At 74.3% G+C, this 24,363-nt stretch carries 23 protein-coding genes and 4 tRNA genes; 14 read left to right on the plus strand and 13 right to left on the minus strand.

Translation table 11 applies throughout. The annotated features are described in order from the left end of the window. Positions 1-216 precede the first annotated feature (216 nt). The 3 genes from manA to AB0C84_RS42655 all read left to right on the plus strand — a co-directional run bounded on the left by manA (position 217) and on the right by AB0C84_RS42655 (position 2,597). Positions 217-1,344 carry a mannose-6-phosphate isomerase, class I gene (gene manA, locus AB0C84_RS42645; RefSeq protein WP_361077696.1) on the plus strand — a complete coding sequence of 376 codons (1,128 nt, stop codon included), beginning with the start codon at positions 217-219 and terminating at the stop codon, positions 1,342-1,344. After that, positions 1,341-2,258, plus strand: a complete 918-nt coding sequence (locus AB0C84_RS42650) for an ROK family protein (RefSeq protein WP_361077699.1) — start codon at positions 1,341-1,343, stop codon at positions 2,256-2,258. The genes manA and AB0C84_RS42650 overlap by 4 nt, the downstream gene beginning before the upstream one ends. Positions 2,259-2,345: 87 nt before the next feature. Continuing rightward, on the plus strand, positions 2,346-2,597 hold the full coding sequence (locus tag AB0C84_RS42655) for a sigma factor-like helix-turn-helix DNA-binding protein (RefSeq protein WP_361077702.1): 252 nt from the start codon (positions 2,346-2,348) through the stop codon (positions 2,595-2,597). Here the strand turns inward: AB0C84_RS42655 and AB0C84_RS42660 are convergent. Next, complete coding sequence (locus tag AB0C84_RS42660; RefSeq protein ID WP_361077705.1) at positions 2,560-3,468, minus strand: LysR family transcriptional regulator; 909 nt, start codon at positions 3,466-3,468, stop codon at positions 2,560-2,562. The genes AB0C84_RS42655 and AB0C84_RS42660 overlap by 38 nt on opposite strands. Positions 3,469-3,550: 82 nt before the next feature. On the opposite strand from AB0C84_RS42660, the gene AB0C84_RS42665 reads away from it, so the two are divergent. The 6 genes from AB0C84_RS42665 to AB0C84_RS42690 all read left to right on the plus strand — a co-directional run bounded on the left by AB0C84_RS42665 (position 3,551) and on the right by AB0C84_RS42690 (position 6,858). After that, a complete protein-coding gene (locus tag AB0C84_RS42665; protein WP_361077708.1) occupies positions 3,551-4,393 on the plus strand; it encodes an oxidoreductase in 843 nt (280 codons plus the stop codon). A gap of 207 nt (positions 4,394-4,600) precedes the next feature. Next, positions 4,601-4,685, plus strand: a tRNA-Ser gene (locus AB0C84_RS42670). A 1-nt stretch (position 4,686) separates the two neighbouring features. After that, positions 4,687-4,759: transfer RNA gene (locus AB0C84_RS42675), tRNA-Met, on the plus strand. Between the two features lie 11 nt (positions 4,760-4,770). Further along, positions 4,771-4,843 (plus strand) — tRNA-Arg (locus AB0C84_RS42680). 2 nt (positions 4,844-4,845) lie between these two features. Continuing rightward, positions 4,846-4,917: transfer RNA gene (locus AB0C84_RS42685), tRNA-His, on the plus strand. A gap of 93 nt (positions 4,918-5,010) precedes the next feature. After that, positions 5,011-6,858, plus strand: coding sequence for a glycoside hydrolase family 3 protein (locus AB0C84_RS42690; RefSeq protein WP_361077711.1), 1,848 nt, complete (start codon positions 5,011-5,013; stop codon positions 6,856-6,858). Positions 6,859-6,872: 14 nt separating this feature from the next. Here AB0C84_RS42690 and AB0C84_RS42695 read toward each other — a convergent pair whose 3' ends face one another. Both AB0C84_RS42695 and AB0C84_RS42700 read right to left on the minus strand, forming a co-directional pair. Continuing rightward, entirely contained in the window at positions 6,873-8,150 is a 1,278-nt protein-coding gene (locus AB0C84_RS42695; protein ID WP_361077713.1) for an ABC transporter substrate-binding protein, read from the minus strand. After that, positions 8,147-9,442, minus strand: a complete 1,296-nt coding sequence (locus AB0C84_RS42700; protein ID WP_361077716.1) for a Gfo/Idh/MocA family oxidoreductase — start codon at positions 9,440-9,442, stop codon at positions 8,147-8,149. The genes AB0C84_RS42695 and AB0C84_RS42700 overlap by 4 nt, the downstream gene beginning before the upstream one ends. A 116-nt stretch (positions 9,443-9,558) precedes the next feature. Here AB0C84_RS42700 and AB0C84_RS42705 point away from each other — a divergent pair, with 116 nt between their 5' ends. From AB0C84_RS42705 to AB0C84_RS42715, 3 genes are all read left to right on the plus strand, one after another. Next, positions 9,559-10,752, plus strand: coding sequence for an ROK family transcriptional regulator (locus AB0C84_RS42705; RefSeq protein ID WP_361077719.1), 1,194 nt, complete (start codon positions 9,559-9,561; stop codon positions 10,750-10,752). Between the two features lie 114 nt (positions 10,753-10,866). Further along, positions 10,867-11,172, plus strand: coding sequence for a hypothetical protein (locus tag AB0C84_RS42710; RefSeq protein WP_258939485.1), 306 nt, complete (start codon positions 10,867-10,869; stop codon positions 11,170-11,172). After that, positions 11,169-11,459, plus strand: coding sequence for a hypothetical protein (locus tag AB0C84_RS42715; RefSeq protein ID WP_258939486.1), 291 nt, complete (start codon positions 11,169-11,171; stop codon positions 11,457-11,459). The genes AB0C84_RS42710 and AB0C84_RS42715 overlap by 4 nt, the downstream gene beginning before the upstream one ends. Here AB0C84_RS42715 and AB0C84_RS42720 read toward each other — a convergent pair. The 7 genes from AB0C84_RS42720 to AB0C84_RS42750 all read right to left on the minus strand — a co-directional run bounded on the left by AB0C84_RS42720 (position 11,443) and on the right by AB0C84_RS42750 (position 18,898). Then, complete coding sequence (locus AB0C84_RS42720) at positions 11,443-12,597, minus strand: AAA family ATPase (RefSeq protein ID WP_361077723.1); 1,155 nt, start codon at positions 12,595-12,597, stop codon at positions 11,443-11,445. The two genes, AB0C84_RS42715 and AB0C84_RS42720, sit on opposite strands and share 17 nt — an antisense overlap. Next, entirely contained in the window at positions 12,594-13,241 is a 648-nt protein-coding gene (gene pnuC / locus AB0C84_RS42725; RefSeq protein WP_258939488.1) for a nicotinamide riboside transporter PnuC, read from the minus strand. The genes AB0C84_RS42720 and pnuC overlap by 4 nt, the downstream gene beginning before the upstream one ends. 39 nt (positions 13,242-13,280) lie before the next feature. After that, on the minus strand, positions 13,281-14,012 hold the full coding sequence (locus tag AB0C84_RS42730) for an anti-sigma factor (protein ID WP_361077725.1): 732 nt from the start codon (positions 14,010-14,012) through the stop codon (positions 13,281-13,283). Further along, on the minus strand, positions 14,009-14,596 hold the full coding sequence (sigK, locus tag AB0C84_RS42735; protein WP_361077728.1) for an ECF RNA polymerase sigma factor SigK: 588 nt from the start codon (positions 14,594-14,596) through the stop codon (positions 14,009-14,011). Before sigK ends, AB0C84_RS42730 begins: the two co-directional genes overlap by 4 nt. Positions 14,597-14,661: 65 nt before the next feature. Continuing rightward, entirely contained in the window at positions 14,662-16,029 is a 1,368-nt protein-coding gene (locus AB0C84_RS42740) for a High-affinity nickel-transporter (RefSeq protein ID WP_361077731.1), read from the minus strand. Further along, positions 16,026-17,336: a hypothetical protein gene (locus tag AB0C84_RS42745; RefSeq protein WP_361077734.1), complete on the minus strand. Its 1,311-nt coding sequence runs from the start codon at positions 17,334-17,336 to the stop codon at positions 16,026-16,028. The genes AB0C84_RS42740 and AB0C84_RS42745 overlap by 4 nt, the downstream gene beginning before the upstream one ends. Continuing rightward, a complete protein-coding gene (locus AB0C84_RS42750) occupies positions 17,336-18,898 on the minus strand; it encodes a DUF4331 domain-containing protein (RefSeq protein ID WP_361077737.1) in 1,563 nt (520 codons plus the stop codon). Before AB0C84_RS42750 ends, AB0C84_RS42745 begins: the two co-directional genes overlap by 1 nt. Positions 18,899-19,148: 250 nt before the next feature. Here AB0C84_RS42750 and AB0C84_RS42755 point away from each other — a divergent pair, with 250 nt between their 5' ends. After that, positions 19,149-19,934 (plus strand): SDR family NAD(P)-dependent oxidoreductase, encoded by a 786-nt coding sequence (locus AB0C84_RS42755; protein WP_339154313.1) that lies wholly within the window; start codon positions 19,149-19,151, stop codon positions 19,932-19,934. A 62-nt stretch (positions 19,935-19,996) separates the two neighbouring features. Here the strand turns inward: AB0C84_RS42755 and AB0C84_RS42760 are convergent, their stop codons facing one another. The 3 genes from AB0C84_RS42760 to pdhA are packed head-to-tail and all read right to left on the minus strand — an operon-like array spanning position 19,997 to position 23,469. After that, positions 19,997-21,286, minus strand: a complete 1,290-nt coding sequence (locus AB0C84_RS42760) for a dihydrolipoamide acetyltransferase family protein (protein ID WP_361077740.1) — start codon at positions 21,284-21,286, stop codon at positions 19,997-19,999. Further along, the gene (locus AB0C84_RS42765; RefSeq protein WP_258939495.1) at positions 21,283-22,332 is read right to left on the minus strand and encodes an alpha-ketoacid dehydrogenase subunit beta; all 1,050 of its coding nucleotides are present in this window, start codon (positions 22,330-22,332) and stop codon (positions 21,283-21,285) included. Before AB0C84_RS42765 ends, AB0C84_RS42760 begins: the two co-directional genes overlap by 4 nt. Before the next feature lie 9 nt (positions 22,333-22,341). Beyond that, positions 22,342-23,469, minus strand: a complete 1,128-nt coding sequence (gene pdhA, locus AB0C84_RS42770) for a pyruvate dehydrogenase (acetyl-transferring) E1 component subunit alpha (RefSeq protein ID WP_361077742.1) — start codon at positions 23,467-23,469, stop codon at positions 22,342-22,344. Positions 23,470-23,618: 149 nt separating this feature from the next. Here pdhA and AB0C84_RS42775 point away from each other — a divergent pair, with 149 nt between their 5' ends. Next, positions 23,619-24,245 (plus strand): GntR family transcriptional regulator, encoded by a 627-nt coding sequence (locus tag AB0C84_RS42775; RefSeq protein WP_258939497.1) that lies wholly within the window; start codon positions 23,619-23,621, stop codon positions 24,243-24,245. The last annotated feature ends 118 nt before the right edge of the window (positions 24,246-24,363 follow it).

Raw genomic sequence — 24,363 nt, forward strand, 5'->3', positions numbered from 1 at the left:
GGGCTCGCCCTAGCCCTCCCCGGCCCCGCTCTCGCGCCCGCCGGCGGACCCCGGCGGGCACCCCGGCCCCCCGGTCCCCCCGCGCCCGGGCCCGGGTAACGGTGCGGCACGGTCGACCCGAGTCGCGTTCGCCTTCCCCTCCGACGCTTGTACGCTGTCCCTCACGCGCGCCGTCGTCCGATCACGGTGCCCCGAGCAAGGAGATCGCGCAGGTTGGTGCCATTGCCGCTGACCACCGCGATCCGTCCCTACGACTGGGGATCGCGGACCGCCCTGCCCGAGCTGCTCGGCGTCGAGCCGACCGGGCGGCCGCAGGCCGAACTGTGGGCGGGCGCGCACCCCGCCGCCCCTTCCCGCGTGGACGGGACGCCCCTCGGCGCCCTCATCGACCGCGACCCGGTCGGCATGCTCGGCGCCGCGTGCGTGGACCGGTTCGGCCCGACGCTGCCCTACCTGCTCAAGGTGCTGGCCGTGGAGAGGCCGCTGTCGCTCCAGGTGCATCCCACCATGGCGCAGGCCGAGGCGGGGTTCGCGCGCGAGGAGGCGCAGGGCATCCCCGTCGACGACCCCGCCCGCACCTACAAGGACCCCTTCCACAAGCCCGAGATGGTCTGCGCCCTCACCGAGTTCCACGGGTTGTGCGGCTTCCGCGACCCCGCCGAGACCGCCGCCCTGCTCGAAGGCCTGAAGGTCCCCGAACTGGACCCGTGGATCGGAACGCTCCGCGCCGAGCCGCCCGCCGAGGCGCTCCGGACCGTCCTCACCCAGATGCTGGACGAGCGCTCCCGCCCCCTCCAGGCCGCGGTCGAACCGGCCCTGACGGGCGTCTACGCCGACATCGCCCGCGCCCACCCCGGTGACCCCGGGGTCCTCGCCGCGCTCCTGCTCGACCATGTGGAGCTCAAGCCCGGCCAGGCCCTCTTCCTGGACGCCGGAGTGCCCCACTCCTACCTGGGCGGCCTCGCGATCGAGGTCATGGCGAACTCCGACAACGTCGTGCGCTGCGGGCTCACCTCCAAGCACATCGACGTCCCCGAGCTGATGCGCGTCGTGCGGTTCGTCCCGTCCAGGTCCCACCGCGTCGAGCCCACGCAGGACTGCCGGTACCGCACGGCCGCCGAGGAGTTCACCCTCGTCCGCCACGACCTCTCGCAGGTCCCCGAGGACCTGCCCTCCGGCCTTCCGCAGACGCTCCTGTGCCTGGAGGGCGAGGCCCGCCTCACCGCCCGGCCGCCCCTGACCCTCGGCCGGGGCGAGGCCGCCTTCGTCCCGGCCGGCGCCCCCGCCACCCGCCTCACCGGACACGGCACGCTCTACCGCGTGCTCCCGGGGATCGGGTCATGACCGTCCTCGCCCTCGACATCGGCGGCACCAAGTTCGCCGTCGCGCGCGTCGACGCCGGCGGCGAGCTCCTCGACCGCGCCGAGCACCCCGTCGGCCAGGCGCCCACCGCCACCCTGCGCGGCCTCGTCGCCGACTTCGCCCGCCCCGGCCTGACCGGCGTCGGCATCGGCTCGGCCGGCCCGATCGACGCGGCCGCGGGCACCGTCAGCCCGATCAACATCCCCCGCTGGCGCGGCTACCGGCTCGTCGCGGCCGTCCAGCGCCTCGTCCCCGGGGTGCCCGTCACCCTGGCGGGCGACGCCCAGTGCATGGCGCTCGGCGAGTGGTGGCGCGGCGGCCACGACGGCGGCTCCCTGCTCGGCATCGTCGTGTCGACCGGCGTGGGCGGCGGCCTCGTCATCGACGGCCGCCCCTGGACGGGACGCACCGGCAACGCCGGCCACATCGGCCACGTCATCGTCGACCACGACGGCGAGCCCTGCGTCTGCGGCGCCCGCGGCTGCCTGGAGACGATCGCCGGCGGCCCGAGCATGGTCCGCTGGGCGCTCGCCCAGGGCTGGACGCTCGCCCCCGCGACGGGCCGCCCCGACGCCCGCGCCCTGGCCGCCGCCGCCCGCGCCGGCGCCCCCGTCCCCCTCGCGGCCTTCCGGCGCGCCGCCGGCGCCCTCGCCACCGCGATCCTCAACACCGCCTCCGTGCTCGACATCCGCGACGTCGTCATCGGCGGCGGCGTGGCGGCCGCGGGCGACCTGCTCCTGGACCCGCTGCGCGCCGCGATCACCGCCCGCGCCGGCATGCCGCACCTGCGCGACCTGCGCGTGTCCTGCACGGCCCTGGAGCGCGACGCCGGCCTCTACGGCGCCGCGGCCCTCGCTCTCCTCGCCTCCGGCGAACCCCTCCGCCCCGCCCCCTGAATCAGAGCCTCAACGCTTCCTTAAAGCCGCCATAAGGAGGGCGGCGGGCCGGGGCAGGGGTGCGAAGTTCGTCGTGTGGCACTGCGAATGGGCAAAGACATCGGTTCGTTCGCCCCCGGTTCGCCGGGGGAGCGGATGCGCCCCGCGGTGGTCGCCCGGGCCTTCCAGGGGCTGCCGCCCGCGCACCGCGAGATCCTCACCGAGACGGTCTTCCGGGACCGGTCGGTCAACGAGGCCGCCGCCTCGCTGGGGGTGCCGGTCGACGTGGTCAAGGTCCGCGTCTACCACGCGCTCCGGGCGCTCAGCGCGGCCGTGGAGACGCCGCGGACCTACGTCTGAGGCCCGCCAGGTCGCGGACGATCGCGGCGAACGCCTCGACGAGCGGGCCCCCGTCCGCCCAGGCGAGCGCGACGCGCAGCGGCTCCACGTCCGTGAGCGGCACCCAGGACAGTCCGGGGCGCGCGTAGTACAGCGCCATGCTGGACGGCGCGAAGCAGATGGCCGTGCCCTCGGCGACCTGTTCGAGCATCTCCTCGACGTTGTCGTTGGTCGGGCCCCAGCGCGGGGCGGACCCGTCCGGTCTGGGGTTGACCGCCCACCAGTCCACCCACTCGCGGGGCGCGCGCTCGGTCCACATGAGGGGCTCGTCCTTGACGTCCATGATGGACACGCCCTCGGCGGAGGCGAGCGGATGTCCAGCCGGGAGGCCGACGACGCGCGGCTCGGTGTGGACGACCTCCGAGTGCAGGCCGCCGAGGTCGGCGGGCAGCCACACGAACGCCACGTCCACCTGCCCGGCGCGGAGCGCGGCGGTCTCGCCGCCCCAGTCGAAGCGCTTGGGCTCGACGCGGACGCCGGGGTGGGCGCGGGCGAACTCGGCGCGGGCCCGGGTGGTCAGCTCGCCCGCGCCGCTGGCCTCGAACCCGACGCGCAGGACGCCGGTCTGCCCGCGCCGGTGCCGTTCGGCCACGGCGGCGACGCGGTCGGCCTGCCGGACGGTGCGGCGCGCCTCGGCGATCACGTCGCGGCCGGCCGGGGTGGGGGTCACGCCGCCCGCGTGCCGGTCGAACAGCCGGACGCCGAGCTCGGCTTCGAGCCTGCGCAGCGCGTAGGAGAGCGCGGGCTGGCTGACGTAGAGGGCCTCGGCGGCCCGGCCCAGGTTGCCCGCGTCGGCGATCGCGGCGAGATAGCGCAGCTGGCGCAGCTCCATCCGGCGATCATAAACGCCCTTTATCGGCCGGAAGGATCTGTGTCTTGGACGGCGGGGCCGGTGAACTGCGATAACTACCGGCATGACGAACATCTCCGAGAAGGCACGGGTCTGGCTGATCACCGGGGCGAACTCGGGTTTCGGGAGGGCGATCGCGGAGGCGGCGCTGGCCGCCGGGGACACGGTGGTCGCGGCGGCGCGGCGCCCGGAGACGCTGGACGATCTGGTGGCGCGCCACCCGGGCCGGGTCGGCGCGGTCGAGCTGGACGTCACCGATCCGGCGCGGATCGCGGACGTGGTCGCGGACGTGATCCTGTGGCACGGGCGGATCGACGTGCTGGTCAACAACGCCGGGCGCGGCGTCGTCGGCGCCGTGGAGGAGACCACCGACCGCGAGCTGCGCGAGCTGATGGACCTGCACTTCTTCGGCCCGGCGGCGCTGACCCGCGCGGTGCTGCCGCACATGCGCCGCCAGGGGAGTGGCGCCGTCGTGCAGATGTCGAGCATGGGCGGCCGGTTCTCCTTCCCCGGCGTGGGCGCCTACTCGGCCACCAAGTTCGCTCTGGAGGGGCTGTCGGAGGCGCTGGCGCTGGAGGTCGCCCCGTTCGGGATCAAGGTGCTGGTGGTCGAGCCGGGCGCGTTCCGGACGTCGTTCGCCGGCGGCGGCCTGCACCAGACGGCCGCGATGCCGGAGTACGCCGGCAGCGTCGGCCCGGTCCGGGCGAACCTGCCGGGCAGCGACGGGAAGCAGCCGGGCGATCCGGCCAAGGCCGCCGCGGCGATCCTGAAGGCGCTGGACGCCGACGACACGCCGCTCCGGCTGCCGCTGGGCAACGACGCCGCGGACGCCGTGGACGCCGCCCTCACCGGTGCGCGCGAGGAGTTCGCGGCCTGGGAGCCGGTCTCCCGGGGCACTGATTTCTAGGAATGAGGCGATAAATGGGTTGCCGGGGCGGAACCGCCCCGGCACCATGGACATCGAAGGTGAGAACGACGGGATCGGAAAGGGGAGCCGCGATGCGACGTCATCGAATGCGCAGCAGCCATTCCGGTCTCGGGAGCCGCCGACGGACGTGACCCGCACGTTCTGACGCCGACCGCCCGAAGACCACGGGCGGTCTTTTTCGTTTCCGGAGGGTTGGCCGAGCGGAAAGGCAGCGGCTTGCTAAGCCGTCGTCAGGGTCACCCCTGCGCGAGTTCGAATCTCGCACCCTCCGCGCTGAGCAGGGACGCTGGTGCGTCCGGCGGCCTCATAAACCGCAGCAGGCAGGTTCGATTCCTGCGCTCAGCACGCAAGAACACGTCTCCGTGGCGCAGTGGAGAGCGCGCCGGGTTGCGGACCCGGAGGTCGCAGGTTCGATTCCTGCCGGAGATACGGCTTTCGTGGTGTAGTGGTCTGCACACCAGGTTGTGGTCCTGGTGGTGTCGGTTCGATCCCGACCGAGAGCCCTATGTACTTTTGTCGGCAATGACCGGCAGATATTGCTCAGGTGCTGGTATCCGGTTGCGTTGCGTTTGATCGAACCTGGAAAAACCTTCCGCATGTACTGTTCCTCCCCGCGGGCGTCGCGGACCCGCGTCCTCGGCCTGAGCGTGCTCGCCCTGCTCGCGCTGACCGTCCACGGCGGTCCCGTCCGGGCGGCCTCGGGCCCCGCCCCCTACCTCGACCCGCAGCTGTCGGTGGGGGACCGCGTCGACGACCTGCTCGACCGGATGAGCCTCGCCGACAAGCTCGGCCAGATGACACAGCCGGAGCGGCGGTACGTGACGCCGGAGGAGGTCACCCGCTACCGGATCGGGTCGGTGCTGTCGAGCGGAGGGTCGGCGCCCAGCCCGAACACGCCGCGGAGCTGGGCGGACATGTACGACGGACTCCAGCGGGCCGCGCTCGCCGCGCCGCTGCGCGTCCCGATGATGTACGGGGTGGACGCGGTGCACGGCCACAACAACGTGGCCGGTGCGACGATCTTCCCGCACGACATCGGGCTCGGCGCGGCCCGCGACCCGGCCCTCGTCCGCCGGATCGGCGCGGCGACCGCGGCGGAGATGACGGGGACGGGCGTGGACTGGGACTTCGCGCCCTGCCTGTGCGTGGTCCGCGACGACCGCTGGGGCCGGACCTACGAGTCGTTCGGCGAGGTGCCCGAACTGCCCGCGGCCATGACGACGCTCATCGACGGGTTGCAGGGGCGCGAGCTGGACGGGCCCACGTCCGTCCTGGCCACGGCGAAGCACTACATCGGGGACGGCGGCACCGAGGGCGGCGACGACCGCGGCGACACCAGGATCCCGGAGAAGGAACTGCGCGCCGTCCACCTGCCGCCGTTCCGCGCGGCCGTGAAGCGCGGCGTGGGCTCGGTGATGGTCTCCTACAGCTCGTGGAACGGGCTGAAGATGCACCGGAACAAGTACCTGATCACCGATGTCCTCAAGCGCGAGCTGGGCTTCACCGGCTTCGTCGTGTCCGACTACAACGGCATCGACGAGATCGACGGGAAGCGGGGCTTCACCATGGACGAGGTCGCGGCCGCGGTCAACGCCGGGATCGACATGGTCATGGTCCCGGCCGAGTGGCGCCGGTTCATCGACTACCTGCGGGACGCGGTGAAGGACGGGACCGTCCCGATGTCCCGCGTCGACGACGCGAACCGCCGCATCCTGACCAAGAAGTTCCAGCTGGGCCTGTTCGAGCGGCCGATGGCCGACCGCGCGTACCTGGGGGCGGTCGGGAGCGCCGAGCACCGCGCGCTCGCCCGGCGCGCGGTCGCCGGGTCGCAGGTGCTGCTGAAGAACGCCGGCGGCGTCCTGCCGCTGGACGACGACGACAAGGTCTTCGTCGCGGGCCGCAGCGCCGACGACATCGGCATGCAGTCGGGCGGCTGGACGATCAGCTGGCAGGGCGCGCCGGGCCCGACCACGAAGGGCACGACGATCCTGCGGGGCATCCGCGAGGCGGCGGACCCGTCCGCGACCGTCACCTACAGCAGGGACGGGACGGGGATCGACCGGTCCTACGACGCGGCGATCGCGGTCGTCGGGGAGAAGCCGTACGCCGAGTACCACGGCGACCTCACCGGTGACATGGGCCTCGACGCCGCCGACCTGAAGACGATCGACCGGCTGCGCGCGTCCGGCGTCCCGGTGGTCGTGGTGCTGGTGTCGGGGCGCCCGCTGGACATCGCCTTGGAGCTGCCCAAGTGGAACGCGCTCGTCGAGGCGTGGCTGCCGGGCAGCGAGGGGGCGGGCGTCGCCGACGTCCTGTACGGGGCCGTCGCGCCGACCGGCAGGCTCCCGGTGACGTGGATGCGCACGGCCTCCCAGCAGCCCATCAACAAGGGCGACGGCAAGAAGCCCCTGTTCCCCTTCGGCTACGGCCGCACGTACGACTAGGCCACGGAGGTCCTCTAGTCGGCCAGGGCCGTCAGTGCCTTCTGGAGGTCTTCGGCCGCCCGGTCCACCGGTTCCTTCCCGGTGAGCGCCGCGGTGACGTGCTCCTGGATGGCGCTGCTGACCTCGTTGTACCGGACGACGACCGGGCGCGGCCGCGCCTTGTCCATGCCCTGCCTCAGCACCGGCAGGTACGGATACCGCTTGATCATTTCGGGGTCGGTGTAGAGGGCGGCGAGGGACAGCGGGAACGACTGGGCACGGCCGTACTCGTTCTGGATCGCCGGGCCGACGATGTGGGCGATGAAGTCGCGTGCGGTGGCCTGGTGCTTGGAGAACGCCGAAACGGCCAGGTTGTTGCCGCCGAGGGTGCCGGAGCCCGGCCCGCCCTCGCCCGGGATCGGCGCGACGCCGAACTTCCCGGCCACCTTCGAGCCGTCCTTCTCGGCGGCGAGCGCGTACACGTACGCCCAGTTGCGGTGGAAGACGAGGTGCCCCTCCTGGAAGGCGCGGCGGCCCTCCTCCTCCTTGAACGTGATGGCCTTCTGCGGGATCGTGCCGTTCTGGAAGCCGTCCACCAGGAACCTCAGCCCCGCCTTGGCCTGCGGGGTGTTCACCCTCGGCCTGCCCGAAGGGTCGAAGACCTCGCCGCCCGCGGACTGGACGGCCTCGGAGTAGTTGACCGTGAGCCCCTCGTACTTGCCGTACTGGCCCGCGTAGCAGTCGATGCCCTTGCCCTCGGGCGTCCGGCGGACCTTCGCGCAGTCCTCGCGCAGCTCGGCCCACGTCTTCGGCGGGCCCTTCACCCCGGCCCCGGCGAGGAGGTCCTCGCGGTAGTAGAGGACGCCGGTCCCGGTCAGCCACGGCGCCGCGTACAGCCTGCCGCGGTACTTCCCGGTCTCCAGGGCCGCCGGGACGAACGAGGAGGCGTCCACCAGCCCGTCCGGCAGCGGCAGGATCCAGCGGCGCGCGGCGAACTCCGCCGTCCACACCGCGTCCAGCCGGACGACGTCGTAGGCGTCCGACTTGATCTGCATGTTCTGGACGAGCTGCTGCCGCGCCTGGTCGCCGTCCTCGGGCAGCTCGGCGAGCCGGACCCTCTCCTTCGGATGGCCGTCGTTCCACGCCGCGACGAGCCGCTGCACGGTCCGGGTCAGGTCCTTGCCGGTGGCGACGGTGATGGGCCCCCGGCCGTCGTTGCCGGCGGGCGGCGACCCGCCGGACGAGTCGCCGCAGGCGGCCGGCGCGAGGAGCAGGGACAGCGCGGCGGCGCCCAAGAGCGGTCTGACGGTCACGGGTGCACCGTGCCTTTCGCCGGAGGTGACTGCGTGCCCAGGTCGACGACGGCGCCGTCCAGCCGGGCCCGTTCGGCGGCCCACACGACGCGGTGCGAGGCGAGGCTCTCGCGGGGGCCGGAGTGGAGCCGGGCCGGGTCGCCCGCGGCCAGCGCGGCGACGAAGGCGTCGGCCAGCGCGTCGTCGCCGTCGTCGTGGCGGCCGTCGGACGCGCCCCCGGGAGGGACGGCCCCGGGCTCGACGATCTCGGTCGCGCCGGTGACGAAGTCGCGGACCGTGATGCGGACGCCGTCGCCCTCCAGGGAACCGGCCGTCCCGAAGACGCGCGTCTGGCGCGGGGCGGCCGCCGAGAACGCGGTCATGGTGAACACGCCGGTCGCGCCGGACGGGAACTCCATGTTCACGACCTGGTGGTCGACCACGTCGTTGTCGCACGCGTAGACGCAGCGTCCGTACGGGCCCTCGCGCAGCGCCCGCAGGACGCCCGACTCGGTGCGGTCGTCGGTGACCGCGCTGAGCGGCCACCTATCGCGGCCGGGATCGCCGAGGCACGACAGGTACAGCCGGGTCGCGGAGTAGGAGCAGCGGGGCTCCACGGCGCAGTCGACGCAGCGGTCGGCGGCGCCGGGCGGCCGCTCCTCCGGCCGGAAATGCGACAGCCGCCCGAACGAGGACACCCGCGCGGGAACCTCGCCCATCAGGTGGATCAGCCAGTCGAAGTCGTGGCAGGACTTCGTCATCAGCATCGGGCCGGACTCGTCCGCCCGCCGCCAGTTGCCGCGCACGTAGGAGTGGGCGTGGTGCCACCAGCCGACCGGTTCGAGGTGCTGGACGCTGACCGGCGCGCCGATCCGCCCGTCCTCGATCAGCCTCCTGAACGCGCGCGTGTACTCGGTGTAGCGCATCACGTGGCAGACGGCGAGCATCACCCCGGCGCGCTCGACGGCGTCCACGATGCGCAGCGCGTCCGCCTCGGACGTCGCCATCGGCTTCTCCAGCAGGATGTGGCAGCCGAGGCCGGCGAAGCGGATCGCGGGCTCGGCGTGCTCGGCGTCCTGCGTCGCGATGATCACACCGTCGGCGGGGCGGCCCCGCGCGGCCATCTCGCGCCAGCCGGGGAACGTCCGCTCCGGCGGGAGGCCGTGCTCGGCGGCGAACCGGGCGCGCCGCGCCGGGTCGGGCTCGGCGACCGCGACGATCCGGCCGGCCCCGGCCTCCCGGATCCGCGCCGCGTAGCCGCGGCCGCGCAGCCCCGCTCCGGCCACCGCGATCGTCGGCCCCGTCCGCTGCATCGTCGCGCACCCCTCCGACCTGGCCGTCCGCACCGGCGGCCGACTTACGCAAGGTGTTTTCATAAGTAGTCTGGCAATAATGTCGTCCGTCCGCCGAACGCTGTCAAGGGGTACCCGTGCCGCACCACTCTCTCCACGGAGGCGACCCCTCGGTGCTCCGCCGGCTCAACTCCGCCGCGACGCTGCGCGCGCTGCGCGACGGCGGCGAGGCGACGCTGTCGGAGCTGGCCCGGCGCGTCGGGCTGTCCCGGCCCACCACCGAGGGCGTGCTGGGTGAGCTGATCGACCGCGGCCTGGCCGCCGAGGACGCGCCGCGCCCGGGCGGCGGGCTCGGCCGGCCCGCCCGCCGCTACCGGTTCCGCGCGGAGGCCGGCCACGCCCTCGGCGTCGACGTCGACGCGCACCGGGTGCGGCTGCTCGTCGCCGACCTCGCCGGCGAGGTCGCCGGCGGGCACCGCGCCGACCTCCCCGGCGGCGCCGCCCCCGGGGAGCGGATCGCGGCGGTGCGGGCCGCGGTCAAGGACTGCCTGGCCGGGGCGGGCGTCGACCGCCGGTCGCTGCGGGCTGTCGCGGCCGGCACCCCCGGCGTCGTCGCCCCGGACGGGACGGTCACGTCCTGCACGGTCGTGCCCGGATGGGAGGGCGTCCACCTGGCGCGCGAGCTGGGCCGCTCGTTCTCCTGCCCCGTCCTCGTCGAGAACGACGCCAACCTCGCCGCCATGGCCGAGCGGTGGGTCGGCGCCGCCCGCGACGCCGACGACGTCGTCTGCGTCTACGCCGCGCTGCACACCGGCATGGGCGCGATCATCGGCGGCCGCCTGCACCGGGGCCGCTGGGGGGCGGCGGGCGAGATCGGCATGCTGGACGAGCTGGGCCTGCGGGACACGACCGCCTCCCTGGTGCCGGACGCCGGATCCGGCCCCCTGTTCGAGGAGGCGGAACGCGTCCTGGACGCGGCCGGGCGCGGGTCCGCGGAGGCGCGGGACCGGGTGGAGCGGCTCGCCGCCCGGATGGCGCGCGGCGTCGCGGCGATGGCCCTCGCCCTCGACCCGGAGATGATCGTGGTCGGCGGCCCCCTGGCCGGGACCGGCGCGCCGCTGGTCGCCGCGCTGCGCGAGCGGGTCGCGCCGCTGTGCCTGAGCCCCGTCCGGATCGAGGGATCCGAGCTCGGGGACGAGTCGGTCGCCCTCGGCGCCGTGCGGCTCGCCCTCGACCGGATCGACGAGGACCTGTTCCGCCTCGACCCCCCGCATCAGCAGCAACCGCCCGGACCGGACCTGCGCCAACAAAACGCCGTTGCGCCGTCCTGATCCGGAGGAGATCAATACGCTGCGTACCGCCAAATGACCCTCTGTGCTGTCGGCGGTGCCCGGTAGGGTCTCCGTTGTACGGGTGAGAGGGGACACCGGACGGACAGGAGCGACATGAGCGCACAACCTGTAGAGCCACTCCTCCCGGGCCAGGTTTCCCGGGTCCCAAGGACGATCAAGGGCATCGCGGACTTCCTCCCCCAGGAGTTGCGGGCCCAGTTCCTCGGCGAGGTCATGGACGCCAGATTCGGCCCTGAGTTGACGAATCTTCTGGCGGGATGGCACGCGGAAGCCATGTTCAGCCAGGTGCCCGACCGCGAGGAGCGCCGCTCAAGGGCGATCGAGGAGATGAGGGCGGGCAGGAAGATCTCCTTGGAGGAGATCAGGGCCGGGCGCCGCTTTCGCAGCGGAAACGAGTGACCGCGCAGAAGAGCGGCTGGACGGTCTTCTGCTCTGAGACGGCGGGCCTGATCCTTCACTCCTCCCTCCCGAAGCAGATCGAAGATCGCCTTGTCGAGTACCTCTGCGAGCTGGCCTGGCAGGGGGGCGCCGCGGTGGACCTGGGGTTACCGCCACCGGGGAAGCCGCTCGACGAGGCCGGAGTCGCCTACGCGGTCTCGTTGGACGACATCGACGCGTCCATCGAGTATCTGGTGGTCCGCGATATCAAGGAGTTCCACATCACAGATATCAGTTGGGCCGGCTGACCTGACGTCGGTCGACCCGGGCCGGGGGCCGGGGGGTCAGCGGGGCGCTGAAGTGCGGGCCTTCGGCCAGCAGGGCGTCGGTCGCCTCGACGGCGGCGGCCAGGCGGCGCTCGTGGGGGCCCGTCACGGTGATGTGCGGGAGGCCCCGCTTCTCCAGCTCCTCCCGGAAGCGCGCCGACATCCACGACCTGATCAGCTCACCGTCGCGCCAGCCGTCCTGCTCGAAGGGGACGCCCTCGGGATCGGTGAGGATCCACAGGTGGTGCGGGGTCCGCCCGTGGACGGCCTCGACCTCGGGGGCCGGTGTGCCGAGGTAGCGCTCGTGCCAGATCGCCGTGGCGAAGGCGTCGGTGTCGCAGACCAGCAGCGGCGAGCCCGACCGGGCCGCCGCGTCCTCCAGCGCCGCGTGACGCTCGGCGATCTCGGTGAACTCGGCGGACTCCCATGTCAGGTCGTCCAGCCACAGTGACGGGTCGCCCGCCCGCCGGCGCGCGGCGGCCAGCTTCTCCTCGGTGAACGTCCGGCCGTACTCCGGCACCCACCGGGTCGCCGCCCACACACCGCCGCGCTCCGCGTAGTGGATCGCGAGCGCGCGGGCCAGCGTGGTCGTGCCGGTCGACTCGGCGCCCACCACCACGACCCGCCGCGCCAGATACGCCCGGACGGGCGGCGAGAGGTGGTCCCAGTTCCCCGCCGGGTCCTTCCGGACGGCGGTGCCGCTCACCGGGAAGCGCTCGCGCGGCGGGTCGACCGGGACGTGCACGGCCGAGAAGCGCTCGGCGAGCTCCGGCCCGTACGCCTCCGAGCTGAACACCGCGTCCACCGGCGGGACGGACGCGCCGAGCCCCGACCGCATCGCCAGGCCCGCCCGGAACGCCGCGACGTGCGCCGACCAGGCCTCGTCGGACCCGTAGTCGATCTCGGCGTCGTCCACCACCGGGACGATCTCCACGTGCGGCTGCCGGTGCGCCTCGCGCAGCCACGCCGTCCGCAGCGCGAGCGGGATGCTCTCCGCGGTGGACGCCGCCACGACGACGCTCACCCGGGCGCAGGACGCCGCGGCCGTGTCGATCAGGTGGTGGTGCCCGGCGTGCGGCGGATAGAACTTGCCGATGACCAGGCCGTGCTCGTGCGTCATACGGCCGCCGCGGGGGCGAGGGGCCGCGCGCGCAGGTCGCGGCGCCAGGCCAGCAGCCCGGACACGCACAGCGCCAGGAAGACGAGGTAGAGGGCGCTGGTGAGCTTGAGGTCCTTGGCGAAGTACAGCGGGATGTAGACGAGGTCGGCGGCGATCCACAGCCACCACGACTCCAGCAGCTTGCGCGACTGCCCGTAGGTCGCCATGAGGGAGAGCGCGGTGGTGAGGGCGTCCCAGAACGGCACGGTGGAGTCCGTCCAGGCCGACAGCGCCCAGGTCAGCAGGGCGGTGCCCGCGGCCCCCGCGGCGATCAGGGCCGCCCACTCGGCGCCGCGCGTGCGCCGCACCGGGAGCCGGTCGCGGCCGTCGCCGCCGTACAGCCACACCCACCAGCCGTAGAGCTGGAGCGCGACGTAGACGACCTGGAGCCCGGCGTCGGCGTAGAGGCCGCCGTCCAGGAACACCAGGCCGAGCAGGATCACGTTGGCGATGCCGATCGGCCAGTTGAGGATGTTCTGCCGGACGACGAGCCACACGTTGACCGCGCCGGTCGCGAAGCCGAGCAGCTCCGCCCACGTGGTGGGGACCGACCCGAGGTGGAAGGCGGGGTCGAGCAGCGGGCCGAGCGGGACGTTCACCGACATGCCCGCCATGATCACATATCGTCAGTCGGACGACAAGTATCAGGCGAGGTCGACCAGCACGAGCGGCTCCGTCGTCGGCCGTGCGGACCCGCCGGCGGGCTCCACGGTCACGCCGACCCTGTCCCGCGGCCGCCACGTTCCGGCGACGACCGGGCGGCCCGGGTCGCCGGGCAGCAGGCCCGCCGAGCGGGGGCCGTCCGCGCCGATCAGCCAGAGCTGGTACGCCTTCGAGGACGGCAGAGCCCGCAGCCCGGACGAGGCCACGACCGCCCCGCCGCGCGACGCGGACGCGACGACCGTGACCGTCCCGCCGCCCGCGGCGCGGCCCGTCGCCGAGCGCGCGTCCGGCGCCGACAGCACCGACGCCACGTCCCGGTAGGCGGCCTCCGTGCGCTGCGTGCGCTGCCGTTCGTGGACCGCCACCCCGACGGAGGCGGCCGTCACCAGGCAGGCGGCCGCGGCCAGCCCGGCCGCGGCGGCGCGCCGCCACCGCCGCGGCCGGATCGGCCGCACGTCCGCGTCCCGGCCCGCGGGGGCGGGCGGCAGCTGCCGGACGTTCCGGACGTCCGCCAGCACCCGGGCGCGCAGCCGCGGCGGCGGGGCCTCGGCGACCGCCAGGCCCAGCCGGGCCGTCGTCGCCCGGAACTCGCGCAGCTCGGTCGCGCACGTTTCGCACCCGGCGAGGTGCTCCTCGAACGACCGCCGCTCCCCGGCGTCGTCGATCGCGTCCAGCGCGTACGCGCCGGCGAGGGCGTGCAGATCGTCCGTCACCGTTCCACCCCCAGGCAGTCGCGCAGCCGGATGATGCCGTCGCGCATGCGGGTCCGCACCGTGTTCGGCGGCGCGCCCACCAGCGCGGCCACCTCACGATAGGAGTGCCCGCCGTAGTAGGCGAGCGTCACCGACTCGCGCTGCAGGCGCGTCAGCGTCCCGAGGCAGCGCCGCACCCGCTCGTGCTCCAGCCGCGCCTCGACCCGCTCGCCCACCGGGTCGTGCGCACCGCCCGCCCCGTGGTGGACGGTCCTCGCCTCGCGTTCGCCCGCGGCCTGCTCGCGCCGGACGCGGTCCACGGCCCGGCGGTGCGCGATCGTCAGGATCCACGCCATCGCGCCGCCGCGGCCCGGATCGTAGCGGGCGGCGGACCGCCACACCTCGATCATCACCTCCTGCGTCACCTCCTCCGCCATCGCCGGATCGCGGACGACCCGCCGCGCCAGGCCGTGCACGGGTGCCGCGGCCACGTCGTACAGCAGCTCGAACGCGCGCTCGTCGCCGCGCGCCGTCCGGCCGAGCAGCGCGTCCGCGTCATGCCCGGACACCGTTCCGCCGTCCGGCGGTCTCGTCTCTGCCGGCAAGCCGCGCTCCCCTCCGTGGACCGTCCACCCGGCACTACGCATCCGGGGCCGTCCAGGGTCGGAACTCACAGGACCAGGCTCCGCAACGTGAGTCCCAGCCCGAGGACGACGACCGTCGCGGACGTCCCTATCGGCATCATCGCGCTGGGAAGCCGGGGCCGCATGGCCGGAATGCGCCGCGCCAGGGCGCGCGCGGAACCGGCGACGAGGAGGCCGACCCCGGTGAGCGCGGCGGCGAGGCCGAGCCCGTAGGCCAGGACGAGGACGACCCCGAACCAGGCCCGTCCGATCGCCGCGCCGCCGACCAGCACCACGACCGCCGACGGGCTCGGCACCATGCCGCCCGCCAGCCCCATCAGCACGACCCCGCCGCGCCGCGAACGCGCTGGCCCGTGCCCGTGGCCATGCCCGTGCCCATGCCCGTGGCCGTGGGTGTGGTGCCGGTTGCGCAGGGCGCGCCGCAGCAGCAGCGCACCCGCCGCCGTCACGAGGACACCGCCCGCCGCGCCGAGCCAAGGGAACAGCGCCTCGGGCGCCAGCAGGGCCCCGGTCGTCACGAGCAGGCCGAGGGCCAGGACGCCGGCCGTGTGGGTGAGCGTGACGGTCAGGCCGAGCGCGAGGACGTCCCGCGTCCGGCGCCGCCCGTCCCCGATCGCGTGCGCCGCCATGATCGTCTTGCCGTGGCCGGGCGCGAGCGCGTGCAGCGTGCCGAGCAGCAGCGCGGCCAGGAACGCCAGGGCCGCGAAGCCGGGCGTGAGGTCGTGCCTCGCGACCAGCGACGTGAACCGCCGCGTCAGCCCGTCGGCGCCGCGCGGCAGCAGCGTTCCGGGCCCGGCGCCGCGCGCGGGGGCCGCGAGCGGCGGCCCGCCCGCCCGCACGTCGAGGGTCGCCGACCGCTGGTCGGGCGGGGAGGCGAGCAGGTCCGCCGGGTAGGCGGTGAGGCGGCGGCTGCGCGACGCCTCGGGCACGCCGGACGCGGCGAGCGTCATCCGGTCGCCGCGCGCGGTGATCTCTCGCCAGCCGATCCGGCCGTCGCCGCCGGCCCGGAAGGAGACCGTCCCTGGTCCGGCGGGCGCGGTGATCCGGCATTCGAGCCGCAGCGTCGGCAGCCCCGCCTGCCCGCGCGGCGCCGAGGCGGCGGCGGACGCGACCGTCGCGGTGACGGGACGCCCGTCCACCGCGACGCGCAGGGACGAGGCGGCCCGCGCGCAGGCGCCGCCCGCCCACGCCGCCAGCTCGCCGTGCGACGGGCGCCCGTCGTGGTCGGCGTCGAGCCCCGGCATCGCCTGCGCCGCGGGGATCTCGGCGAGGTCCTCGACATGGTCGATCCGCAGCTCGTGCGGCGCCGCGACCAGCCCGTCGTAGTGGTTGACGGTGAAGTTGCCCAGGGGATGCGCGGCGAGCACCCCGGCGGCGAGCGCGAGAACGATCACGACGCGCCTCCCAGGTCGTCCAGGGCCGCCTCGGCCCGCGGCGCCCACAGCGGGGAGAAGGCGGGATTGCGGCGCAGTGACCCGGCGAGGTCGCGCCGCGCGGCGGCGCGCTCGCCGAGGGCCTTCTCGATGACGCCGAGATGGAACCGGAAGGACGCGCGGCGGTACCCGGTGGCCGTCGCCTGCCGGGCGTAGCGGAGGGCCTCGGCGTCCCGCCCGTTGACGTGCAGCGCCCAGGCCAGGGCGTCGGCCGCGTGCACGCTGCACTGCCGCACGCGCGCGCCGGGGCAGCGCCTCCGGTACTCGGCCCGCGCCGCCCGCAGCGCGTCCCCGGCGTCGCCGTGGTCGCTCTCGGACAGCGCGGTCTCCAGGTCGGCGTCGACGCCGCCGGCCCTGGCGATCCGCGCCCACGCCGTCGCGACCGCGTACTGCCGTTCCGCCTCGTCCCAGCGTCCGGCCGACTCCAGCAGCTCCCCGTACTCGGTGACGTACTGGGGGAGGGGGAGCCGCTCGACGATCCCGGCCCGCACGGCGAGCGCCCCGGCCGTGTCGCCGCGCGCGGCCCTGACGCGCGCCTCGCCGTCCAGGGCGGGCAGGTGGCCGGGGGACAGGCGCAGCGCCTCGGCGTACTCGCGCCCGGCCCGGCCGAGGTCGCCGTCGTTCCAGGCCAGCTCGCCGAGCTGCACCGAGATGTAGGCCAGGTCGCCGCGGTCGGTGGCGGAGGCCCGCGCGAGCCCCAGCACCCGGCGCGCCTCCGCGACCTCTCCGCGCAGCTCCCGCACGTACGCGAGCCGGGTGAAGACCGGAACCCCCGGACGGACGGCGTCCGCCCGGCGCGCGGCGGCCAGCGCGTCGTCGTAGCGGCCGAGCTCCACCAGCGCGTCCACCCGGACGGCGGCGGCCCGCTGCGCGTAGGGGTTCGCCTTGAGCGCCCGGTCCGCGTACCGCAGCGCCCCGTGGAAGTCGTGGCGCGCCGCCGCGAGCGCGCCGAGCCCGGCCAGCGCGCCCTCGTTCCCGGGCACCTCCCGGAGGGAGCGGTGGAGCACCTCTTCCGCCTTCGGGTAGTACGCCGGGTCCGCGGTCACACGGGCCTGCTCCACGTACGCGGTTCCTAGTGACGCCCAGCCGGCGGCGTCACGGGGCTGCTCGCGCAGCCTCTTCTGCAGACCGGGGATGCCCGGGGCGGCGGCCCCGGCCGGGGCCGCCGCGGCGCGCTCCCCGGACGGGCGGCCGAACGCGACCGCCGATCCGAGGGTGAGCGCCGCGACGAGCCCCGCCACCGAGGCCCCGGTGAGGACGGGACGCATCAGCTCTCGTGCCGTCCCGCCGAGGGACGGCGGCGCCGCAGCCACAGCAGCCCGCCGGTCAGCACGAACGCCCCCGCGCCCGCCGCCGCGGCGACCGGCGCCAGCGAGATCGTCCCGTCCTCGCCGCCCGAGGTGCTCTCGGTGGCGCCCGCGTTGAGGAAGTTCACCTTCCCGCCGTCGCCCCTGCCCGCCGCGCCCGCGGCCTTCGTCCCCGGCTTCCTCGCGCCGCGCACGTCCGACCCCGAGTGGGGCTGCGCCACGTACGGGAAGCTCGTGCCGAACCCGGCGTCGTTGGCGTTCACGGCGTCGCCGAGGTCGTTCTTCTTTCCGAGCAGCTCGCCCTCGACGGCCTGCAACTCGATGTCGACGACGTCGTCGGTGAGCCGCCGCCCGTTCGGGAAGCCCGCCTTGTCCCCGCCGAGGACCCCCAGCCGGTCCGGCTTCGCGGCCGGCTGGACCGAGGTGTTGAGCCGCAGCAGCTCCGCGGACCGGACGTGCGCCGGCTGGTTCAGCCCCGGCACGCCGGTGAGGAACGCCTGGACGAGGTCCTTGCGCGGGCCGGGCGGTGCCGGGATCTTGTAGATCTTCTCGATGAGCTTCGGCAGCTCGGGGTCGGTGACGAAGCCGGCGAACTGCGCGTCCTGCCACGGGGTGGACGCGTTGAAGGTGTCCTTCTTCCCGCGCGGGACGACCACCTCGTTCACCAGCGGGCTCCCGAGCCGCGACACCTGCGCGTAGGCGCCGGACGCGGAGAGCCGCGACACGGTCGAGTTCACCCCGATCACCGGGTCGTGCCCCGTGACGAGGTGGCGCGTCGGGATCTGCAGCGCGACCGTGTTGACGTTGTATCCGCTCAGCGTGTCGTTCCCGACCTCCTTCAGGTTCGCGCCGTACAGCAGGTCGAACACCCGCAGGTCGAGGAAGAACGGGTCGTCGGCCTGCCCGGCGAACGAGGTCGTCCCGTCGCCGAGCGGCCTGACCGCCTGAGCGCGCAGCCTCGCGTAGTCCGGCATGGACGCCTTGCCCACGTTGGACGGCGCGACGGGCGCGTTCTCGGCGAGCGTGTGCGTGCTCCGGACCTGGCCGCCGACCCGCCGGACGAGGGTCAGGTCGTAGGTCTGCGTGAAGTTGAGGTCGGGGTCGTCCAGGCTCGTCACCGGCCCGGTGTTGTAGAGGAAGGTGTTCGCGTTCTTCAGCCGGTCGTGGAAGCGGAACCGGTAGGTGAGGTCGGGCAGGGAGTCGCCGTCGTTGTCGACGTTCAGGTCGTACCTGGCGTCCCGCGCGAACTTGGAGAAGTTCGGCCCGCCGGCCGGGTCCTGGAACGGGATGAAGTTCGCGATCAGCGTGGTGGTGTCCGGCTTGTCCGGACTGACGAACGCGTAGACGTCGGTGTTGTCGTACTGCGGCTGCCCCGAGATGAGCGGTGCCTCGCGGTGGCTGGACGCGGTGCCCTGCCTCGGCGCGAGTCCGGCGAACCCGCCCGCGCACAGCAGACCCGCGGCGGCGGCCAGCGCGGCGACCCGCGCCCTGGACGTTCCCCCGGCTGGATGGAGTGTCGGCATCGTGGAACCCTCGCCGGTCTCCGGGTGCCCGCCGCGGCGGCGCCTTTCCGTGGCGCTGGGCCGTGTTGCCGCGGCGCCGGATCGACCGGTCTCTTCGCCATGCCCGCGGGTACTTCGCGGCCCCCGCCGGATCTGATTGGTCGGGCCCGGCCGCTGGCCGGATACGGCCACGCCCGGGCCGCCCTCGCTTGACAATGAGTGAGCGCTCACTCAGAATCGGAGGAGACGGCATCCCGGCAAGGAGGCACCGATGTACCCCGAGCTCAACGGCATGGTCGCGGTCATCACCGGCGGCTCGCGCGGCATCGGCGCCGCCACGGCGCGCGCGTTCGCCGCCGAGGGCGCGCGGGTCGCCGTCATCGGCCGCGACCGGGAGGCGCTCGACCAGGTGGCCAAGGAGACCGGCGGGATCGGCGTCGTCGCCGACGTCACCGACCTGGCCGCCCTCGACTCCGCGCGCGGGCGGATCGAGGACGGGCTCGGCCCGGCCGGCGTCCTGTGCGCGTTCGCGGGCGGCGGCATCGCGCGCCCCGGCCCGACCGCGGCCATGACCGAGCAGGAGTGGCGGTCGGTCCTGGACGGCAACCTCACCGCGACCTTCCTCACCCTGAAGGCCTTCCTGCCCGGCATGCAGGAGCGCCAGGCCGGTTCGATCATCACGATGTCGTCGTCGGCCGGGCGCCTGCCGACGAACCTGCCGGGCGGCGGCGGCCGGGAGCTGGGCAACCCGTGGGGCGCCCCCGTCGCCTACGAGGCCGCCAAGGCGGGCGTTCAGGCCCTCACCCGCCACGCCGCCGCCGAAGCCGGGCGGGACGGCGTCCGCGTCAACTGCGTCGCGCCCGGCACGATCCGCACCGAGCGCACCGCAAGGTTCATGCCCGAGGAGACCCAGGCCGCCGTGGCCGCCTCCCACCCGCTCGCCCGTCTCGGCGAACCGGGCGACGTGGCGTCCGCCGCGCTCTTCCTGGCCTCGTCCCAGTCCGCTTGGCTGACGGGCCTCACCCTCGACGTCACCGGCGGCCGCGTCATGCTCTGAACACCGGCAGGACGCGGAAGGGCCCTCGCCGGTGGCGAGGGCCCTTCCGTGCGCGTGCGGGGCTACGCGACGATGAGCAGCGGGTTCTGGAGCAGCTCGGCGAGGCGGGCCAGGAACTTCGCGGCCGTCGCGCCGTCGGTGGCGCGGTGGTCGACCGACAGGGTCACCGTCATGCGCTTGCCGGGGACGACCTGGCCGTCGCGGACGACGGGTTCGTCGCGGACGGCGCCCACGGCGAGGATGGCGGCCTCGGGCGGGTTGATCACCGCGGAGAACGAGTCCACACCGAACATGCCGAGGTTGCTGACGCTGAACGTGCCGCCGCTCATCTCCCGCGCGGACAGCTTGCCGTCGCGGGCCTTGGCGGCGAGCTCGCGGGTCTCCCGCCCGATCTGCGAGACGCTCATCCGGTCGGCGTCGCGGACGACCGGCACGACGAGGCCGTCCTCGACCGCCACCGCCACGCCGACGTGCACCCGCTTGTGGAAGAGCAGGTTCTCCTCGGTGTAGGAGACGTTCACCGCCGGGTGCTCGCGCAGCGCCGTCGCCACCGCCTTCACGACCAGGTCGTTCACGCTGACCTTCGCCGGGGCGAGCGCCTCGTTCAGCGTCGCGCGGAACGCCAGCAGGGCCTCGGCGTCCACCTCGCGGTTCAGGTAGAAGTGCGGCGCCTCGCGCTTGCTCTCGGTCAGCCGCCTGGCCGCCACCTTGCGGAAGCGGTTCAGCGGGACGGCCTCCACGTCCGGGTCGTCGGCCCGGGCCTGGACGGCCGGCGCCGCGGGGGCGGCGGGAGCCTGGGCGACGGCGGCCGGGGCGGGCGCCGCCGGACCGGCGGCGCGCACGGCGGCCTCGATGTCGGCGCGGACGATGCGCCCGCCCGGACCGGAGCCGCTGAGCGCGTTCAGGTCGATGCCGTGGTCGCGGGCCAGCCGGCGCGCCAGCGGCGACGACGGCGGCCGGGAGGCGGCCGGACGTCCACCCGCCCGCGGCGGGGCGGCGGTGGCGACCGGCGCCGGCTCGGACGCCGCCTCGGCGGCGGGCTCCGGCTCGGCGGCGGGCTCCGGCTCGGCCGCGGGCCGCGCCTCGGCGGCGGGCGCGGGCTCGGGACGGGCGCCGCCCGCGGGGGTGATCACCGCGATCGGGGCGCCGATCGCGGCGGTCTCGCCCTCGCCGACGAGGATCTTCTCCAGCACGCCGGCCTCATAGGCCTCGTACTCCATGACCGCCTTGTCGGTCTCGATGTCGACGATGACGTCGCCGACCGCGACCTCGTCCCCCGGCTGCTTCTGCCAGGAGCTGATGACGCCCTCCTCCATCGTGTCGGAGAGGCGGGGCATGAGGATCTCGGTCATCGCGCGGGCTCCAGAGCGGGTCGCGGGGACGTGGCGTCCGTCCCCGGCGTGGTGCGGCCGGTCGCGCGGAGCGTGGCGCGCACGGCGGTCAGCAGGGACTCGGCGGACGGCAGCGCCGCCGTCTCCAGGGACTTGGCGTAGGGGAGCGGCACCTCGGCCATCGCGACGCGGCGGACGGGGGCGTCCAGCCAGTCGAACGCGCCCTCCTGGATCGTCGCGGCGATCTCGGCGCCGATGCCGTAGGTCAGCCAGTCGTCCTCGGCCACGACGGCGCAGCCGGTCCTGCGAACGGACTCGACCACGGTCTGCCGGTCGAGCGGGCGCAGGCTGCGCAGGTCCACGACCTCGGCGGAGACGCCTTCGGCGGCGAGGGTCTCGGCGACCTCCGAGGCGACGCGGGCCATCCGGGAGTAGCCGATGATCGTGATGTCGGTGCCGGGACGGGTCACGGCGGCGCGGCCGATCTCGGCGGGCTCGACGTCCTCGACCGGGGCCGGCAGCTCGCCCTTGGTGTTGTAGAGGGCGAGGTTCTCCAGGAACAGCACCGGGTCGTCGTCGCGGATCGCGGCCTTCAGCATCGCCGACGCCTCGGCGGGCGTGCTCGGCGCGAGCACCTTCAGGCCGGGGATGAACGAGTAGAACAGCTCGACGTTCTGCGAGTGGGTGGCGCCGAGCTGCTGCCCGCCGCCGCCCGGCGTCCGGATCACCATCGGCACGCTGGCCTGCCCGCCGAACATGCCGTAGATCTTCGCGGCGTGGTTGACGATCTGGTCCAGTGCCAGCAGCGAGAAGTTGATCGTCATGATCTCCACGACGGGGCGCAGGCCGAGCATCGCGGCGCCGATCGCGGCGCCGACGAAGCCCTCCTCGGCGATCGGGGTGTCGCGCACGCGGCGCGGCCCGAACTCCTTCAGCAGCCCCTCGGTGATCTTGTAGGAGCCCTCGAAGAGGCCGATCTCCTCGCCCATCAGGAAGACGTTCTCGTCGCGGAGCATCTCGGCGCGGAGCGTGTCCCGGAGGGCCTGGCGGTAGGTCACGGTTGCCATGGATGCCTCTCAGGAACCGAATACGGGGTCGGCGGGGAGCCGGCGCAGCTCGCCCGGGACCGGGGTGGCGTAGGTGTAGTCGAACAGCGTCGACACGTCCGGCGCGGGGCTCTCGTCGGCGAACGCGGCGGCGGCGTCGACCTCCGCCGTCACCTCGGCGTCGAGCCGGTCGCGCTCGTCGGCGGACAGGACGCCCGCCTCCTCCAGCTCCAGCGCCATCCGGGCCAGGGGGTCGGCGGCCTTCAGGGCCTCCTTCTCCTCCTTGGACCGGTAGCGGGCCGGGTCGACGACCGAGTGGCCCTTCAGCCGGGGGCTGACGGTCTCCAGCAGGTAGGGCCTGCTCTCGGCGCGGGCGCGCTCGACGGCGGTGCGGGCGGCGTCGCGCACCGCGACCACGTCGGCGCCGTCCACCCGCATGCTCTCCATCCGGTACGCGGCGCCGCGCCGGTACAGCTCCGGCTCGGCCGAGGAGTTCGCCACGGTGGTGCCCATGCCGAGACCGTTGTTGATCACGACGAAGACGACCGGGAGGTTCCAGAGGGCGGCGATGTTCAGCGACTCGTGGAACGCTCCGATCGCGGTCGTCCCGTCGCCCATCTGGCACATGACGACCTCGTCGCCGCCCTTGTAGGAGACGGCGAGCGCCGCGCCGGCCGCGAGGGGCACCTGCCCGCCGACGATCCCGTACCCGCCGAGCAGCCGCGCCTCGGCGTCGAACAGGTGCATCGACCCGCCCCAGCCCTTGGACACGCCCGTGGACCGCCCGTACAGCTCGGCCATCACGCGGTCGGCGCCGATGCCCTTGGCAAGGGCGTAGCCGTGCTCGCGGTAGTTGGTGAACAGGTAGTCGGTGGGGCGCAGCGCGGCCATCAGCCCGACGACCGTCGCCTCCTCGCCGAGGTTCAGGTGGCAGTAACCGCCGATCTTGGCCTCGGTGTAGGCGCGGGCCGCCCGCTCCTCGAACCGCCTGATCAGCAGCATCTGCCGGTAGTAGCCGACGAGCGTGCCGGCGTCGGCCGCCGGGGACGCCGCCTCCGGCGCCGCCGCGTCGGTCTTCGGCTCGGGGGCCTGGGCGCCGCGCGCCCTCCGGCCCCGGGCCGGTGCGGCCCTCTCAACCGACTGGACGGTGTCAGCCATCGGCGACCCTTCCTCTGTCCGGGGCAGCGCCGTAGGATCGCCACGACACTCCCGATCATCATTGATCTATGATCGATCATATTGTATCTCGTACGAACCGCCCACCCGTCAAGAGGCACTTACCGGCCGTGGCGCTACGATCCAGTTTCGTGAAGACCTCCGACCAGCTGCTCCGCACCGGGCTCGCCGACCAGATCCGCGAGTTCATCGTGGAGGGCATCAGCTCGGGCCGGTGGGAGCCGGGGGAGCGCCTCGTCGAGCGCCGCATCGCCACCGAGCTGGGCGTGAGCCAGGGGCCCGTCCGGGAGGCGCTGCGCCAGCTGGAGGCGCAGCGGCTGATCGAGACGCTGCCCAACCGGGGCGCCCGGGTCCGCGACTTCACCGAGCAGGACCTGGCCGAGATCTTCCCCGTCCGCGCCGGGCTGGAGCGGACGGCCGTGGAGCTCGCGCTGCCACGGCTCGCCGGCCGCCTGGACGCGCTGGAGGAGCACAACCGCCGCCTCGGCGAGGCCGCGCGGGAGGGCGACCTGCACGAGCAGATGCGGCTCAGCATCGACTTCCACCGCGAGATCGTCGAGTCGGCCGGCAACCGGCTGCTCGTCTCGGTGTGGGAGGGGCTCGGCATCGAGCTGTGGACGACCCTGTCCCTGCGCCTGCACCACACGGAGATCTACTCCAAGTCGGCCGAGCACGCCGAGCTGATCGAGGCGTTCCGCCGCGCCGACCCGGCCGCGCCGCAGCTCCTGCACGACCACGTCATGAACTACGCCCCCTGACGCGCCCTAGATCGTTGATGGGAAATCGTTGAACTGGGTGCGGGCACGGCGAAGGGCGCCCATGGTCGGTGTGTGAAGACTGACTTGGACGCCCTTCTGACCGCACTCTATGTTCATC

The sequence above is a fragment of the Actinomadura sp. NPDC048955 genome (assembly GCF_040649435.1).
Lineage (GTDB): Bacteria > Actinomycetota > Actinomycetes > Streptosporangiales > Streptosporangiaceae > Spirillospora > Spirillospora luteofluorescens.